The sequence below is a fragment of the Pseudomonas sp. RL_15y_Pfl2_60 genome (assembly GCF_963970595.1).
In the GTDB taxonomy this organism is placed as follows: domain Bacteria; phylum Pseudomonadota; class Gammaproteobacteria; order Pseudomonadales; family Pseudomonadaceae; genus Aquipseudomonas.
The window spans coordinates 237,437-253,017 of record NZ_CAXAOE010000006.1 but is presented as its reverse complement, the minus strand read 5'-3'; the positions used below and the strand labels follow the sequence as shown (position 1 = coordinate 253,017).

Here is a 15,581-nt window from a genome sequence, read left to right as displayed (position 1 = left end):
GCATTCAGGCCGGTTAAGCGTTGTTCGCGACGTTTGCCGGCCGGTCTGCCTCCTTGGTCGTTTCTGGAATGAGCATGAAAATACTGATCGTAGGCCCTAGTTGGGTGGGTGACATGGTGATGGCGCAGACACTGTTTCAGTGTCTCAAGGTGCGCTATCCCGACTGCGAAATTGACGTCCTGGCACCCGATTGGAGCCGGCCGATTCTTGAGCGCATGCCTGAAGTGCGCAACGCGCTCAGCTTTCCCCTGGGCCATGGCGTGCTGCAGTTGGCGACGCGGCGCAAAATCGGCAAGTCGCTCAAGGGTCAGTACGACCAGGCTATTTTGCTGCCTAATTCGTTGAAGTCGGCATTGGTGCCGTTTTTTGCCGGTATTGCCAAGCGCACAGGCTGGAAAGGCGAGATGCGCTACGGCCTGCTCAATGATGTGCGAACGCTGGACAAAGAACGTTACCCGCTGATGATCGAGCGCTTTATGGCGCTGGCATTCGAACCGGGTGCTGAACTGCCAAAGCCGTATCCGAGGCCATTGCTGCAGATTGATCCAGTCAGCCGTGATGCGGCGCTGGCCAAGTTTGGGCTGAGCCTTGATCGTCCGGTGCTGGCGCTCTGTCCTGGCGCCGAATTTGGTGAGGCCAAGCGCTGGCCGAGCGAACATTACGCCAAAGTCGCAGAGCTGAAGATTCGTGCGGGCTGGCAGGTGTGGCTGTTTGGCTCGAAGAATGACCATGCTGTTGGTGAAGATATTCGTAGCCGCCTGATCCCCGGCTTGCGTGAAGAGGTCAGCAACCTGTCGGGCGATACCAGCCTGGCCGAAGCGATTGATTTGCTCTCATGCGCCCAGGCGGTGGTCTCCAACGACTCCGGCTTGATGCATGTTGCCGCCGCGCTGGGCCGTCCGCTGGTTTCGGTGTACGGCTCCACCTCGCCGCAGTTCACCCCGCCGCTGGCCGAGCAGGTGGAAATCGTCCGCCTGGGGATCGAGTGCAGCCCGTGCTTTGATCGCACCTGTCGATTCGGTCACTACAATTGCCTGCGCCAGCTAAAGCCTCGTCCGGTCATTGAAGCGTTGGATCGCTTGGTGGCTGACCCGGCTGAGGTGCAATAGTGCGAGTTCTGCTAGTCAAAACATCGTCGCTTGGCGATGTGGTGCACACTTTGCCTGCGCTGACCGATGCTGCGCGGGCAATTCCCGGTATCCAGTTTGACTGGATGGTTGAGGAAGGCTTTGCCGAAATACCGGCATGGCATCCTGCTGTGGCCCAGGTCATTCCCGTGGCGATCCGTCGCTGGCGGAAAAACCTGCTGCAAACCCTGAAGAGTGGCGAATGGAGCCGGTTCAAGGCACGCTTGCGCGAAACCCGCTATGACCTGGTCATAGATGCCCAGGGCCTGCTGAAAAGTGCCTTGTTGACGCGTTATGTCGATGCGCCGGTTGCCGGGCTTGATCGTGACTCGGCGCGCGAGCCGATTGCCTGCCGTTTTTATGATCGTCGCTTTGCCGTGCCGTGCGAGCAGCACGCCCTGGAGCGAGTGCGTCAGCTGTTTGCCCAGGCGCTGGGGTATTCACTTGCCGGTCACGCAGCTGATTACGGCCTTGACCGTGCGGCAATGGCCGGGGACGTGAGCGAACCTTATTTGTTGTTCCTGCACGGCACGACCTGGGCCAGCAAGCATTGGCCGGAAGCCAACTGGCGCGAGCTGGTAGGGCTAATGAACCAGCAAGGCTGGGCCGTACGCCTGCCGTGGGGCAATGAGGCCGAGAAGGCTCGCGCCGAACGTATTGCCAGTGGTTTTGACAAGGCCCAGGTCTTGCCTAAGTTGAATCTGGCGGGCATGGCCAAGGTCATTGCCGGGGCGCAAGCCTGCGTTGCAGTGGATACAGGTCTTGGCCATCTGGCGGCGGCTTTGGATGTGCCGAGCATCTCGTTGTACGGGCCAACATTGCCCGGACGGGTCGGCGCATACGGTCGCTCGCAGGTGCATCTGTGCGCCACAGGCCCGAATGCAGGGTCGGGCGACCGGCACAAGCCGTGCTTTGAAAATCTACCAGCGAGCCAGGTTGCGGCTGAGCTGGATACACTGCTTTCAAACCGGGAGGCGGTGTAATGCGTCTGGCTTTTATCCTCTACAAATACTTCCCCTTTGGCGGCTTGCAGCGTGATTTTATGCGCATCGCCCTTGAGTGCCAGCAGCGCGGCCACAGCATTCGCGTGTACACACCGATTTGGGAAGGCGAGATACCCGAAGGTTTCGAAGTCGTGGTGGTGCCGGTCAAGGCGCTGTTCAATCATTGGCGCAACAAGAAACTTACCGCTTGGATCAAGGCGGACCTGGAACGACGTCCGGTTGACCGCGTGGTCGGTTTCAACAAGATGCCTGGGCTCGACGTCTATTACGCCGCTGACGGCTGCTTTGAGGACAAGGCGCAAAACCTGCGCAACTCGATCTACCGCAAGTGGGGGCGCTACAAGCACTTCGCCGATTATGAGCGCGCGGTGTTTGCGCCGGAGTCAAAGACCGAGGTGCTGATGATCTCTGAAGTCCAGCAGCCGCTGTTCATCAAGCATTATCAAACCCCGCTTGAGCGTTTCCACCTGCTGCCTCCGGGGATCGCCCAGGACCGTCGCGCACCGCCTAACGCCGCTGAGATCCGTGCCGAGTTCCGCCGCGAATTCAAGCTGGCCGATGATGATCTGTTGTTGGTGCAGATTGGTTCAGGGTTCAAGACCAAAGGCCTTGATCGCAGCTTGAAGGCGCTGGCCGCACTGCCGCGCGAGTTGAAAAAACGCACACGGCTGATTGTTATCGGTCAGGATGATCCGACACCCTTTTTACTGCAGGTCAAGGCCCTGGGTTTGTCGGACCAGGTGCAGATCCTCAAGGGGCGCAGTGATATTCCGCGTTTCTTGCTGGGGGCTGATCTATTGATTCACCCCGCCTATAACGAAAACACCGGCACGGTATTGCTTGAGGCGCTGGTCGCCGGGCTGCCGGTGTTGGTGACCGATGTGTGCGGCTATGCCCACTACATCAGCGATGCAGATGCAGGCAGAGTAGTGCCCAGCCCGTTTGAACAGGAACGCTTGAACAAGCTATTGGCCGAGATGTTGGCCGATGATCAACAGCGGGCAAGCTGGCAGCGAAATGCATTGGCCTATGCCGATCACGCAGATCTATACAGCATGCCGCAACATGCGGCCGATGTGATATTGGCGGAGCGCCCATGCAAGTGATATTGAGCGAACCGTTTAAAACCCTGTGGGCTGGCAAAGACCCTTTTGTCGAGGTCGAGCAGCTGCAAGGTGAGGTTTATCGTGAACTGGATGGTCGTCGCACGTTGCGCACAGTGGTGGATGGCCGTGGCTTTTTTGTAAAGATCCACCGTGGCATTGGCTGGGGTGAGATCGTCAAGAACCTGCTTGTGGCCAAGTTGCCCGTGCTGGGCGCGCGCCAAGAGCATGATGCGATCGAGCGTCTGCAAAGGGTAGGCATTGACACCATGACCTGCGTGGCATTTGGTGAGCGCGGCAGCAACCCGGCGCAGCAGCACTCATTCATCATCACCGATGAGCTGGCGCCGACCATCAGTCTTGAAGACTACGCTGTCGATTGGCCGACGCAACCGCCACAGCCCGAGCTAAAACGTGCGCTGATCAAGCGTGTGGCGCAGATGGTTGGGGAAATGCATCGCGCCGGAGTGAACCATCGTGACTGCTACATTTGCCACTTCTTGCTGCACACTGACAAGGCTGTTGTGGCCGATGATTTCAAACTCTCGGTAATTGACCTGCACCGTGCCCAACTGCGCGATGCTGTGCCGCGTCGCTGGCGCGATAAAGACCTCAGCGCTTTGTACTATTCAGCGCTGGAGATTGGTCTGACCCAGCGTGATAAATATCGTTTTCTGCGTGACTATTTTGCCGCTGCTGGTCGTGCACGGCCGCTGCGGCAAATCCTCGCCGAAGAACAACCTTTACTGGCGCAGCTCGAACGTCAGGTGGCAAAGCTTTATGCACGTAAAGAGCGTTATGGGGGCGCACTGTAATGGCGGGTTGGAAACTGGAGACCGCTTACAGTGGTTTGGCCAAGGATTTTGGCAGTTTGGATGCGGTTTTTGCTTTGCAGGGCGACTCAATTACCCGTGATCCAATTTCCGAGGTTATTCGGGTTGAACGTGAGGGTGTGCGCTTTTACGTCAAGCGTTACAAGAGCGCTGGAAAGGGCTTTCGGCGTTATATCGGGCGTACACGGGTGCGCACTGAATGTCGCAATTTAAAGCGCTTCGCCAAGTGGGATATACCTACATCGCAAGTGGTTGCCTCGGGCCTTGAGCGTAACAACGGCGCCTTTGTGCGTGGTGCGTTGGTGACTCAGGAACTGCCGAATACGCAAGATCTGGCGGCCATGGCTTATGCACAGGACCCGCGCTTGAAGCAGGGTGGCTGGGTGCGTCAGGTGAGCAAGCAGATCGCGACGCTGACACGTCGCATGCATGACAATAACTTCACGCACAATGATCTAAAGTGGCGCAACGTGCTGGTCGACAGCCAGGGCAAGGTCTTTCTGATTGATTGCCCGACGGGTGGTTTTTGGTGGGGCGTTTTCCTGCAGTACCGCATCATCAAAGACTTGGCTTGCCTCGATAAAGTGGCCAAGTACACCTTGTCGCGCACCCAGCGCTTGCGCTTTTATATGCAATACAGCGGGCATCAGCGGTTGGATATGCGTGATAAAAAGAATATTGGCCAAATCCTGAAATTCTTCGAGGGGCGAGAGTGAAAGATTTTATCGCCAGCGAGGAACAGCAACTCCTTGCACGCAATGGCCTGGATACGTTTGATGCACTTTGGGCGCTCAACCTTGAGGCCGTGGACGAGCCAAACACCGAGCGTGGCGGTTGGAGTACGGTGTTTCGCCTGGAGCTGGAAGATAAGGCCTTCTACCTCAAGCGCCAGAGCAATTACCTGACGCACACCTTGTCGCATCCATTGGGCGAACCGACCTTTTCGCGTGAGTTTCGCAATATCCTGCGTTATACCGAGCTTGGCATTCCGGCGTTGCAGGCCGTGTTCTATGCCCAGCGTAAAGTGGCCGGTGAGCAGCGAGCAGTGTTGCTGACCCGCGCCCTGGATAACTGGCAAGACCTCGATCAGGTATTGCAAGACTGGTCTGCAATGCCCCTGGCGCAACGCAATGCGGTGCTCGACGCATGTGGGCTACTGGCTCGGCGACTGCACGCGCGTGGCCAGATCCACGGCTGTTTTTATCCCAAGCATATTTTTTTGCAGCCTCGCGGTGAGACATTTGCAGCACAGCTGATTGATCTTGAGAAAACCCGCCCTGCCTTGTGGGGTGAGCGTGACCGGGTCAAGGATATCGAGCCCTTGTTGCGTCGTGCACAGGTCTGGCAGGACGCTGATATTCAGCGCTTCCTGAGCGCCTACCTGGGCTCCCGGGCAAATATGGATCATTGGCTTGAGCGCTTGACCAAGCGCCGCAAAGCCAAGGCGGTGAGCGCATGATGCTCAGCGAGCTCAAAGGGGCGGGGCGCTCACCTAAACTACCCTTGCTCGTTGAGGGCGTCGCCCAGTCCGCAATACAGTTGCAGAGCCTGTTGCGCGTGCTTCCCGGCCAGCGTTATGTCGGCAAGGCTTTGTGGAATGAACAGCCAGTGCTGGCGAAAATTCTGGTGGGCGGTAGCGCCCAGCGGCATTTCCAACGCGAGCTTGACGGCGCTCAGGCGCTCGCGGCACAAGGCTTGTTGACGCCCAGGTTGTTGGAGCATGGTTCAAGCGCCGAGGGTGGCTGGCTGCTCTTCGAATACCTGGACAATGCGCAGAGCCTTGCCGATGCATGGCGCCAGTTACCGGCACAGGCTGCACTCAGCGCGGCTCAACAAGATCTTTTGGGAGAGGCGCTTGCGGTCATTGCACAGATGCACAGCCGTGGCCTTTGGCAGGATGATTTACACCTCGATAACCTGATGCGCCGTGCCGACGAGCTGTACCTGATTGACGGTGGTGGCGTTCGTGCTGAAGTACCGGGCCAAGCACTGAGTCGCGACAAGGTGTTAGCCAATCTGGGCGTTTTCTTTGCACAGTTACCGGCCAGTGTCGACAGCTACATTGAAGAGTTGTTGGTTCACTATGTGCTGGTCAATGGCGAGCATGCCTTGCCGCTAGAGGCCTTGCAGAAGGAAATAGCCAAGGTTCGTCGCTGGCGCATGGGCGATTACATGCAAAAGCTGGGGCGTGACTGCAGTCTATTCAGCGTGCAGCGTGGGGCATCGCAGCTGCGCATTTTCAAGCGCGATGAGCAGGCCCGACTTGAGCCGCTGTTGGCCAATCCAGACGTGGCAATCGAGGCGGGCAAGGCGCTCAAGCTTGGTGGCTCGTCGACGGTCAGCCAAGTACAGCTGGGCGAGCGCAAGCTGGTGGTTAAGCGCTATAACATTAAAAACTTCATGCACTGGCTCAAGCGTTTCTGGCGTCCTAGTCGGGCCTGGCATAGCTGGTGTGAAGGTAATCGCCTGGCGTTTTTGGGCATTGCCACTCCCCAACCACTGGCCATGTTGGAGTTGCGCAGCTTTTGGTTACGACGCCGGGCATATCTGATTACCGAACATCTTGCCGGTGAGGATATAATCTGCCGTTTTGAGCCCTATGCCGCAGCAGATTCGCAGTCGATGCCAGCAGAATCCGAGCTTGGCGCCCTGGATGAGCTGTTTGCAGCGCTCAAGCGTGAGCGAATCAGCCACGGCGATCTCAAGGGCACCAACATACTGTGGCACGAGAATCGCTGGGCCTTGATTGATCTTGATTCGATGCAACAGCATGGCTCTGACAGCAGTTTTGCGCCGGCATTTGCCCGTGACCGGGCACGGTTTCTACGTAATTGGCCAGCAGACAGTGGCTTGCACAAGCTACTTGATCAACGTTTACCCAAGCCCGGTGAGGCCGCTGAAGACTGAAGGTCGAGGCCCGCTGGTGTAAGTAGCCACTTAAGGCTATGTAAATAAATTTTGCGCCGTGCTTTGTTATGCACGGCAGATTTCAAGAGGTTTACCCTGTGGCACTGACGATTCTTGGATTATCTGGCGCACTGAGCCATGACCCATCGGCTGCACTGTACATCGACGGCAAGTTGATCGCAGCCGCTGAAGAAGAGCGCTTCGTGCGAGACAAGCATGCGAAAAACCGTATGCCCTATGAATCGGCAAAGTTCTGCCTTGAACAAGCGGGGATCAAGCCGTCTGATGTTGATGTTGTCGCCATTCCCTTTGCGCCGATCAGCATTTTTGACAAGGCACGTTGGCACTACGCCAAGCGGTACTGGTATGCGCCTGATCGTGCACTGGATGCGATCCTGACTGGCAACCGTCGCTACAAGCGCTACCGCAACAAGATCAAATGGTGCCTGGAACAGCTTGGTTTTGACTTGAAGAAGGTCAAGATCGAAGCCGTGGAGCACCATTTGGCCCATGCTTCCAGCGCCTATCACTGCTCTGGCTTCACCGAGAAAACGGCGATCCTCGGCATCGATGGTAAGGGCGAGTACGCGACGACCTTCTTCGGTTATGGCGAGAACGGCAAGATCCACAAGATCAAGGAGTTCTTTGATCCGGACTCGCTCGGTGGCCTCTATGGCGCGATGACCGAGTTCCTTGGCTTTGAAATGCTTGATGGCGAGTTCAAGGTCATGGGCATGGCGCCTTATGGCGACGCATCCAAGTACGATTTATCGCGCCTGGCCTCCTTTGAAAACGGCGAATTGGTGATCAACACCGAATACGCCAACGTGATTGGCCTGCGTCGTTACAAAGAAAATGGCAAGGGCTTCTACTTCTCGCAAAAACTGATCGACTGGCTCGGTCCAAAGCGTGAAGGCGATATCGCGGATGACCCATACATTCACTATGCCGCCAGCATTCAAGCACTGTTTGAGAAGCTGGCGTTGCAGATGATGGATTACTACCTGGGTGACATCATCAAGCAGACCGGCAAGATTGCCTTTGCCGGTGGCAGCGCCTTGAACGTCAAGCTCAACCAGAAAATCATCGCCCGTCCAGAGGTCAAGGAGCTGTTTGTGCAGCCTGCCGCTGGTGATGCCGGGACCGCAGTTGGCGCCGCGGCTTACGTGTCGACCCAACGCGGTGTACCGGTTGAAAAAATGGAACACGTCTACCTCGGCCCGTCGTACTCCAATGAAGATGTGATTGCCGCCTGTGCGCGTCATCCGAGCAAGCCGGTCTTCAAGCAGATCGACAACATGCCCCAGCGCATCGCCAAGATCATGGTCGCGGGCAATCCCGTGGCCTGGTTTCAGGGCCGAATGGAGTTCGGTCCACGCGCATTGGGTGGTCGTTCCATTGTCGGTTGCCCGAGCATTGCGGGTGTGGCCAACCGGATTAACGAACAGATTAAATTCCGTGAGCGCTGGCGCCCATTCTGCCCGTCGATGCTGGATACCGTAGGCCCGCAGATGCTCAAGGTCGATCATCCTTCGCCCTTCATGACCTTCACCTTTGAAGTCAATGAAGAGTGGAAAACCCGGGTTTCTGAAGTGGTTCACGAAGACGGTACTTCACGCGCCCAAGTGCTCAAGCGTGAATACAACCCGCGTTACTACGACATGATGAAAGAGCTGGAAAACCTCACCGGCAACGGCGTTTCGTTGAATACCTCATTGAACCGGCGCGGCGAGGCCATGATCTGCTCGCCAACCGATGCGCTCAACATGTTCTATGGCTCGGACCTGCAGTACCTGATCATGGAGGATATTCTGGTGGTCAAAGACGGCGTGGACTGGTTCGACGATGTCTGAGCCCCTGATCAGTGTGATCATCCCTGCGTATAACTACGCGGAGAAAATATCGCGGGCAGTCGAGTCGGTGGTGTCGCAGCTTGGCGACGCTGGCGCTGACCTGCTGGTGATAAATGATGGCTCCACTGATCATACCTTGCAGGTGCTCGAACAGTTACAGGCTCAACACCAAGGGGGTTTTCGGATTGTGAGCAAGGCCAATGGTGGCTCGGCTTCAGTGCGTAACCTTGGAATTATGCAAGCCACCGGCCAGTACCTGGTCTTTCTTGATGCTGATGATGAAATGGCGCCTGGTGCCTTGGCGGCCTTGACCGAGCACATCCAGGGCAATCCTGAGACGCGCATGGTCATTGGCGGGTTCTGGTCAGTGGCGGTCGATGGCAAACACCGCCTGCGCCAGGCACCAGTCATTCCCCGCACTGCGCATGAGCGCGTCTCTGGCTACCTGATAAAGAAAACCATTGCAGTGAGCAATGGTGCTTGCGCCATGCACCGCGAGGTCTTTGTGCCAGGCAACTATCCCGAAACATTTCGCAGTGCCGAGGATATCCCGGTATTTGCTCAGGTGTTGGCGCGCTTTCCCTGTACATCCTTGGATCAGCCCCTGGCGTTTATTTATAAACACCCAACGAGTTTGCGGCATAACTTGAAGTTTGCTTATGAAACCGGGCTGGCTCTGGTTGACGAAGTATTTGACCCGGCTCGCATGCCGGCTGAGTTACAGGACTTGAAGCGTAGCTTCACCGCGCAGCGTTGCGCTTCATTGTTCCGCACCTTCTACAGTGCCGGTGAGCGGGAAGCCAGCCTGGGCTTCTACCGTAAAGCGCTACAAGCAGACTGGCGTCTAATAACAAATTGGTCTTATACCCGCAAGGCACTGAAGCTCTTGCTGAGAGGGCGTTAATGTCGCGCAGACTCAAGGTTCTACAATTGCAGGGCAGCTACAATGCGGGCATATCGGGTTTGGCTGAACAGATCATTCAAGGCCTGCCAGCAGATCGGGTTGAAGTGGTAAATGCTTTCCTGTCGAGTGCTCCGGACGAGGAGCCAGCGCAAAGCGTCGCTTCTCGCACGGTTTACTTTGATCTAAGCCAGTCGCAGCTCAAAGGGTTACGGCTCCGGGCCTTGTTCCGCCTGTATGCGTTCTGCCGCGCCGAATCATTCGATGTGGTCATTGCCCATCGGTTCAAGCCTATAAACCTGATGATGCTGCTCAACCGTTGGTTGAATATTGCGCTCTGTATCGGCGTCCAGCATGGCGTTGGCGATTTCGATCGTGCTTACCGACGCTGGGAAACACGCCGGCTGCTGACTGAAAATTGGCGGATTGTCGGGGTTTCCCGCGCCGTTTATGAATACCTGCTCGGATGCGGTGGTGGCTTCACACCGGCCAATACCCTGAGAATTGACAACGCCATTGATATTCAGCGCGCTGAAAGCATGCAGTTGTCGCGTCAGCAGGCGCGTGAAGCGCTGGGGCTTGCGCCAGAGCCTTTTATTTTCGGTGCCATCGGTCGCTTGGTTCCGGTCAAGGGGCATGTCTATCTGCTCGAAGCGTTCGCCTTGATCAAGGATGGCCACCCGAATGCGCAACTGGTCATTATCGGTGAGGGCCGCTCGCGGGCTGAACTGGAACACGGCATTGAACGGCTGGGGTTGCAGGGGCGCGTGCACCTACTGGGGGATCGCAGCGATGCACAGCAATACGTTAAGGCATTTGATGTCTTTATGATGCCTTCGCTTTCCGAGGGCTTGCCGCTGGCGATGCTTGAGGCAATGGCTGGGCATTTGACGGTTATCGGCTCTGATATCGACAGCCTCAAATCCATTCTTGAAGACAGCCAGGGCTATCTGTTCCCAGTCAAGGATGTCCCTGCGCTGGCTGGGCAGATGGAGACAGTGTTATCCCTGTCCGCTGAAGAACTACACGCCAAGGGGAGTCGTGCCTATGCCTACGTGTGTCGGTCTCACTCTATCGCTGACTATCAGCAACACTACCGAGACTTGATCGAACAGATAAGCATTGCAGAGGCTTTACCCCATGGATAAGTTGCTTGAGTCCCCTTTGGTTACGGTGATTATCGCCTCGTATAACCATGCCCAGTACATCGAAGAAAGCATCAAGAGTGTATTGGCCCAGTCCTACCCAAATATTGAGCTGATGGTGATTGATGACGGCTCAAGCGATGACAGCGTTGAGCGCATTAGCGCATTGCAAACGCAGCATGGTTTCTATTTCAAGGCGCAGCAGAATCAAGGGCTCTCAAGAACCTTGAATCAGGCCATCGCCTTGTCCAAGGGCAGCCTTATCGCGCCTTTCGGTTCGGATGACATCATGTTCCCTGAGCGCATAGCGCTGCAGGTCGCGCACATGGCAACGGCGCCCGAGGCGGGCATCTGCGCAGGTAATATTGAAAGAATTGACAGCCAGGGGCAGGTTAGGGAAAGACAGCGCATTCGCGCCGCGAGGCGCATGGATTTTGATGCTGTATTCCTTAAGACCGAACCGATCGCGCCTGCACCCACCTTGCTGTTTCGTCGTGAAGCGCTGGAGAAAGTTGGCGGCTTTAACCCGGCAATTCGCCTCGAAGACCTGTATATCGAGCTGAAAATTACCCAGGCTGGCTACTATATCGATGTGCTGGAGGAGGTGTTGGCGCAATACCGGATGCACGACACCAATACCTATAAGAACTTGCGATTCATGATTGATAACGTACTGGCCACCTACGCCTGCTTCAGTGATCATCCGCGCTACCCAGACGTATGCAACCGGTTCATTAACTCGATGCTGGTCAGATGCGCTCGCACAGATAAAAAACTGGCCCGAGAGCTTATCAAGCGTTTGCCTGTCAGTGCCTGGAACACCAAGACGCTGCGGGCATTTGGCCGCTACCTGATGCCTGCCTGAACAACAGATTAAGCAGCGCGGCCTAACCGGCGCGCTGTTTATGTCTGGCAAAGGCCTGGGCTAGCTGCTCGGCTGCCGATTCTCCCGCACTTTGCGCGTAGCCGCGTAGCAGTGTTTCCTGATGCTCATTGGTCAGCCAGGTGGCGTCTTCTTGATAGCGCACCAGATGCTGGACATTGCGCGCGCGCTGCCATGCTGAGAGTGGTCGCGAGAAGATCTTCATGTCTGATACATCTATCAAGGCATACTGGCCATCGGGCATGCTCAAGACATTACCCAGATGCAGTGAGCGGAAATAAATACCGGACTGATGCACGCGGCCTAGAAAAATACCGAATTTGAACAACTGATCTGCCAGTTGCTCAGGGCTGAGCTCGCGCCAGTGGTTGCGTAGGGTGACACCGGCAACGGGTTCGTATCGCAGGCCATTGAGCTCCAACTCCGGCACCACAATTAGTTCCAGGGTTACTGGCGCAGGAATGCCCAGTGCGATCAAGCGCTCGGCATTACGGGCGAAACGCACTGAAGGTGGCGCCCACAATGCCGTGGATATCAGGCGCTTACGTCGAAACAGCTTGAGGAAACTACCATCAGCAAGCTCTGCGACCTTCAGGCCATGACCATCTGCCTCAATGGTTTTCGAGCCTTCCAGCCTTGCCTTCAGTTGTGCCTGCGTCAGCGTGGTCATGCTGGGGCCTGCATACGTTGGCGGATAGACAAGGCTGCAAACAGTGCAACCGGGATCCAGGTCAGAAACCAGTTCTCATTGGGCCTTGAAAGAAAGGCGCTGCCCTCGGTGAGCCCGGCGAATACCCCATAACAGGCCAGGGCAGACACCAGTTGAATGGTCTTGTTGTGCCGCAGTTCTACGGTCTTGCGTAACAGCGCCGCATACATCGCAAACCAGAGCGTCAGGCCGATCAGGCCGGTATCGAGCAGCACTGCCAGCTCGACATTGTGCGGGTCTTCCAGCTTGCGTCCGCCAGCATTGAAAATGAATTCACTTTGGTAGCCATGGCCCAGCCAGAGCTTCTCTTGAGCAATGGTCAGGGCTTGCTGCCAGATTTCCGGGCGGTAGGAAAAACCTCGGGACATCAGTGTGCCGGGCAGGAAAAAATACAGTGCGGCGCCCGCCAGACAGACAGCGAGAAACAGATAAAGGCCTTTCTTGCCTGATATCAGCATCAGCCAGATGGTTACGGCAAAAAGCGCCATCAATGGGGTTCTCGATCCCGTTTCAATCAGAACCGCTAGCAATGGCAGGGCCAGGAGGATGCTAAAGCGGTTGAATCGACCTTGTTGCGTAACCCAAAAGGCTAGCCAATAGGTGCAGAAAAAGCCGAACACGTGGGATGACAGCAATGGGTTGCGCATGGCGCCGGTACCGATAAGGCGGGCACTGCTGCTGGCGTTCGGCAAAAACTGAATCAGGTTAACCACGGCGCCAATGGCCATGATGATCGCACTGAACTGTAATGCCTTGAGCAACAGTTGTTCATCCCGACACGCCATCATTGCGCATCCGACAAACAGCATCAGCACATACACGGGACGTTTTGCTACGCTTGAGGGGCTGGAGTCAGTGAGGCTCCAAGCTAGGCTGATCAGTAGCCAGGCCGAAAACAGCACAAAGCAAATGACAATAGGCTCGCGCAGCAACTGCTTTATATAGCGCGGTCTCAAGACCAGCCCCAGCAGTGCAGGAAACGCAAAGAGACCGTAGTACAGCTTGGTATAGAGACTGGTGTCGGACACCCAGATCAGCCCAGTCAGTAGCACCATGTAGCCAAGCGGTATCCAGTACTGCTCAACCAGCGTGTGTAGTCGTGTACCTGCACTTATTTTTGCTGTCGAGGTAGATTGCATTGTCAGGACGGGGTTGTTAGAAAGGCGCGTAGCATAATTCATCTGCCCAAAAGATGGAGCTTTTGTAGGCTTTATGCGCTGATTTGTGATCAGTTTTATGCGTGCAGTACAGGTGCATCTCGAGACATAGAGGGCCTGTGATATACTTTTTTATCCTACCGGTGCGTCGAGCCCTATGAGCGTTAAAACTCCTGCCTCAACCAGTCTGAAAATATATTTTCGCCTACTGAGCTATGTAAAACCTTACATCGGCTACTTTAGCCTGAGCATCCTTGGCTATGTGATTTTTGCCTCGACTCAACCCATGCTTGCGGGGATTCTCAAGTATTTCGTTGATGGCTTGTCGAACCCGCAAGCGGTGCTCTTTCCCAACGTGCCCTATCTGCAAGATTTGCAGTTGTTACAGGCCGTGCCGCTATTGATCGTGCTGATTGCCGCCTGGCAGGGCCTGGGTTCGTTTCTGGGTAACTTCTACTTGGCCAAGGTCTCGTTGAACCTGGTCCATGACCTACGTACCGCCCTGTTCAATAGCCTGCTGAGCCTGCCCAATCGTTATTTTGACAGTCATAACTCGGGTCACTTGATTTCACGGATTACCTTTAACGTAACCATGGTTACCGGGGCTGCCACGGATGCGATCAAGGTTGTGATTCGTGAAGGCCTGACCGTTGTCTTCCTGTTCGGCTATTTATTGTGGATGAACTGGCACCTCACGCTAGTCATGCTCGCGATCTTGCCGGTCATCGCGGTAATGGTCAGCAGTGCCAGCAAAAAATTCCGCAAACAAAGCAAGAAGATCCAGGTTGCGATGGGTGATGTCACTCACGTTGCCTCGGAAACCATTCAAGGTTATCGGGTGGTGCGCAGTTTCGGCGGAGAAACCTATGAATCCGCCCGCTTTGGGACTGCCAGTCGCGACAACACCCTCAAGCAGCTGAGAATGACTAAAACCGGGGCGGTCTACACCCCGATGTTGCAGTTGGTCATCTACATCGCCATGGCTGTTTTACTGTTCTTGGTTCTATACCTGCGCGGTGATGCAACGGCGGGGGACTTGGTCGCCTACATCACGGCTGCCGGCTTGTTGCCAAAGCCTATCCGCCAGCTGTCAGAGGTGAGCGCCACCATCCAGAAAGGCCTGGCGGCTGCAGACAGTATCTTCGAACAGTTGGATGAGGCGCCTGAAGTCGATACGGGTAGCTATGAGGTCGAAAAAGCCATAGGCCGCCTTGAGATCAAGGATCTCAACTTCAAGTACCCAAGTGCCGAAAAACAGGTGCTGCAGAATATCAATTTCTCAGCTGAGCCCGGACAAATGATCGCCTTGGTCGGGCGCTCTGGCAGTGGTAAATCGACCCTGGCAAACCTGATTCCGCGCTTCTATCATCATGAAAGCGGGCAAATCCTGCTCGACGGCGTCGACGTTGAAGACTACAAGCTGCGCAACCTGCGCCGTCACATTGGCTTGGTGACCCAGCAGACCACATTGTTCAACGACACAGTTGCCAACAACATCGCCTATGGCGATTTGGCTGGCGCACCGCGTGAAGCGATTGAGCAGGCCGTGGAAGCCGCGTACGCCAAGGAGTTTGTCGACAAGCTTCCCAAAGGGCTCGATACCGAAGTCGGTGAAAATGGTGTGTTGCTTTCCGGAGGCCAACGCCAGCGTTTGGCGATTGCCCGGGCCTTGCTCAAGGACTCACCGGTACTGGTGCTTGACGAGGCCACCTCGGCGCTGGATACCGAGTCAGAGCGACACATTCAGGCGGCACTGGACCGCGTGATGAAAGGACGTACGACCTTGGTGATTGCCCACCGCTTGTCGACGATTGAAAAAGCAGACCTTATCTTGGTTATGGATCAAGGGCAGATTGTTGAGCGGGGCACTCATGTCGAACTCTTGGCTCTGAACGGTTATTACGCCCGTTTGCATGCCTTGGGTCTGGATGAAAACGCACCACTCGATCACGCCTGATA

The 15,581-nt window shown here is 55.9% G+C and carries 14 protein-coding genes; 12 read left to right on the top strand and 2 right to left on the bottom strand.

What is annotated here, in order from left to right; translation table 11 throughout:
* Positions 1–74: 74 nt before the first annotated feature.
* The 11 genes from waaF (at position 75) to AACY26_RS17515 (ending at position 11,738) form a co-directional block, all read left to right on the top strand.
* On the top strand, positions 75–1,109 hold the full coding sequence (gene waaF / locus AACY26_RS17565; RefSeq protein ID WP_339515889.1) for a lipopolysaccharide heptosyltransferase II: 1,035 nt from the start codon (positions 75–77) through the stop codon (positions 1,107–1,109).
* Positions 1,109–2,110: a lipopolysaccharide heptosyltransferase I gene (gene waaC, locus AACY26_RS17560; RefSeq protein WP_339515888.1), complete on the top strand. Its 1,002-nt coding sequence runs from the start codon at positions 1,109–1,111 to the stop codon at positions 2,108–2,110. The genes waaF and waaC overlap by 1 nt, the downstream gene beginning before the upstream one ends.
* Positions 2,110–3,237, top strand: a complete 1,128-nt coding sequence (locus AACY26_RS17555; RefSeq protein WP_339515887.1) for a glycosyltransferase family 4 protein — start codon at positions 2,110–2,112, stop codon at positions 3,235–3,237. Before waaC ends, AACY26_RS17555 begins: the two co-directional genes overlap by 1 nt.
* Entirely contained in the window at positions 3,228–4,049 is an 822-nt protein-coding gene (gene rfaP / locus AACY26_RS17550; RefSeq protein WP_339515886.1) for a lipopolysaccharide core heptose(I) kinase RfaP, read from the top strand. Before AACY26_RS17555 ends, rfaP begins: the two co-directional genes overlap by 10 nt.
* Positions 4,049–4,783, top strand: a complete 735-nt coding sequence (locus tag AACY26_RS17545) for a lipopolysaccharide kinase InaA family protein (RefSeq protein WP_339515885.1) — start codon at positions 4,049–4,051, stop codon at positions 4,781–4,783. Before rfaP ends, AACY26_RS17545 begins: the two co-directional genes overlap by 1 nt.
* Positions 4,780–5,526, top strand: a complete 747-nt coding sequence (locus AACY26_RS17540) for a lipopolysaccharide kinase InaA family protein (protein WP_339515884.1) — start codon at positions 4,780–4,782, stop codon at positions 5,524–5,526. Before AACY26_RS17545 ends, AACY26_RS17540 begins: the two co-directional genes overlap by 4 nt.
* Positions 5,523–6,974 (top strand): lipopolysaccharide kinase InaA family protein, encoded by a 1,452-nt coding sequence (locus AACY26_RS17535; RefSeq protein WP_339515883.1) that lies wholly within the window; start codon positions 5,523–5,525, stop codon positions 6,972–6,974. The genes AACY26_RS17540 and AACY26_RS17535 overlap by 4 nt, the downstream gene beginning before the upstream one ends.
* A 98-nt stretch (positions 6,975–7,072) precedes the next feature.
* The gene (locus AACY26_RS17530; protein WP_339515882.1) at positions 7,073–8,827 is read left to right on the top strand and encodes a carbamoyltransferase family protein; all 1,755 of its coding nucleotides are present in this window, start codon (positions 7,073–7,075) and stop codon (positions 8,825–8,827) included.
* Positions 8,820–9,731: a glycosyltransferase family 2 protein gene (locus AACY26_RS17525; RefSeq protein WP_339515881.1), complete on the top strand. Its 912-nt coding sequence runs from the start codon at positions 8,820–8,822 to the stop codon at positions 9,729–9,731. Before AACY26_RS17530 ends, AACY26_RS17525 begins: the two co-directional genes overlap by 8 nt.
* Positions 9,731–10,876, top strand: a complete 1,146-nt coding sequence (locus AACY26_RS17520; RefSeq protein WP_339515880.1) for a glycosyltransferase family 4 protein — start codon at positions 9,731–9,733, stop codon at positions 10,874–10,876. Before AACY26_RS17525 ends, AACY26_RS17520 begins: the two co-directional genes overlap by 1 nt.
* Positions 10,869–11,738: a glycosyltransferase gene (locus AACY26_RS17515; RefSeq protein ID WP_339515879.1), complete on the top strand. Its 870-nt coding sequence runs from the start codon at positions 10,869–10,871 to the stop codon at positions 11,736–11,738. Before AACY26_RS17520 ends, AACY26_RS17515 begins: the two co-directional genes overlap by 8 nt.
* A 22-nt stretch (positions 11,739–11,760) precedes the next feature.
* Here AACY26_RS17515 and AACY26_RS17510 read toward each other — a convergent pair whose 3' ends face one another.
* Both AACY26_RS17510 and AACY26_RS17505 read right to left on the bottom strand, forming a co-directional pair.
* Positions 11,761–12,426, bottom strand: coding sequence for a polymerase (locus tag AACY26_RS17510; protein WP_339515878.1), 666 nt, complete (start codon positions 12,424–12,426; stop codon positions 11,761–11,763).
* Positions 12,423–13,604, bottom strand: a complete 1,182-nt coding sequence (locus AACY26_RS17505; protein WP_339515877.1) for an O-antigen ligase family protein — start codon at positions 13,602–13,604, stop codon at positions 12,423–12,425. The genes AACY26_RS17510 and AACY26_RS17505 overlap by 4 nt, the downstream gene beginning before the upstream one ends.
* A 175-nt stretch (positions 13,605–13,779) precedes the next feature.
* On the opposite strand from AACY26_RS17505, the gene msbA reads away from it, so the two are divergent.
* Positions 13,780–15,579, top strand: a complete 1,800-nt coding sequence (gene msbA, locus AACY26_RS17500; RefSeq protein ID WP_339515876.1) for a lipid A export permease/ATP-binding protein MsbA — start codon at positions 13,780–13,782, stop codon at positions 15,577–15,579.
* Positions 15,580–15,581: the final 2 nt, after the last annotated feature.

Coding starts and splice junctions, on each gene's coding strand:
- AACY26_RS17555 (WP_339515887.1), top strand. CDS start 2,110: ATGCGTCTGGCTTTTATCCTCTACAAATACTTCCCCTTTGGCGGCTTG.
- AACY26_RS17545 (WP_339515885.1), top strand. CDS start 4,049: ATGGCGGGTTGGAAACTGGAGACCGCTTACAGTGGTTTGGCCAAGGAT.
- rfaP (WP_339515886.1), top strand. CDS start 3,228: ATGCAAGTGATATTGAGCGAACCGTTTAAAACCCTGTGGGCTGGCAAA.
- AACY26_RS17510 (WP_339515878.1), bottom strand. CDS start 12,426: ATGACCACGCTGACGCAGGCACAACTGAAGGCAAGGCTGGAAGGCTCG.
- waaF (WP_339515889.1), top strand. CDS start 75: ATGAAAATACTGATCGTAGGCCCTAGTTGGGTGGGTGACATGGTGATG.
- AACY26_RS17520 (WP_339515880.1), top strand. CDS start 9,731: ATGTCGCGCAGACTCAAGGTTCTACAATTGCAGGGCAGCTACAATGCG.
- AACY26_RS17525 (WP_339515881.1), top strand. CDS start 8,820: ATGTCTGAGCCCCTGATCAGTGTGATCATCCCTGCGTATAACTACGCG.
- AACY26_RS17535 (WP_339515883.1), top strand. CDS start 5,523: ATGATGCTCAGCGAGCTCAAAGGGGCGGGGCGCTCACCTAAACTACCC.
- AACY26_RS17505 (WP_339515877.1), bottom strand. CDS start 13,604: ATGCAATCTACCTCGACAGCAAAAATAAGTGCAGGTACACGACTACAC.
- AACY26_RS17515 (WP_339515879.1), top strand. CDS start 10,869: ATGGATAAGTTGCTTGAGTCCCCTTTGGTTACGGTGATTATCGCCTCG.
- msbA (WP_339515876.1), top strand. CDS start 13,780: ATGAGCGTTAAAACTCCTGCCTCAACCAGTCTGAAAATATATTTTCGC.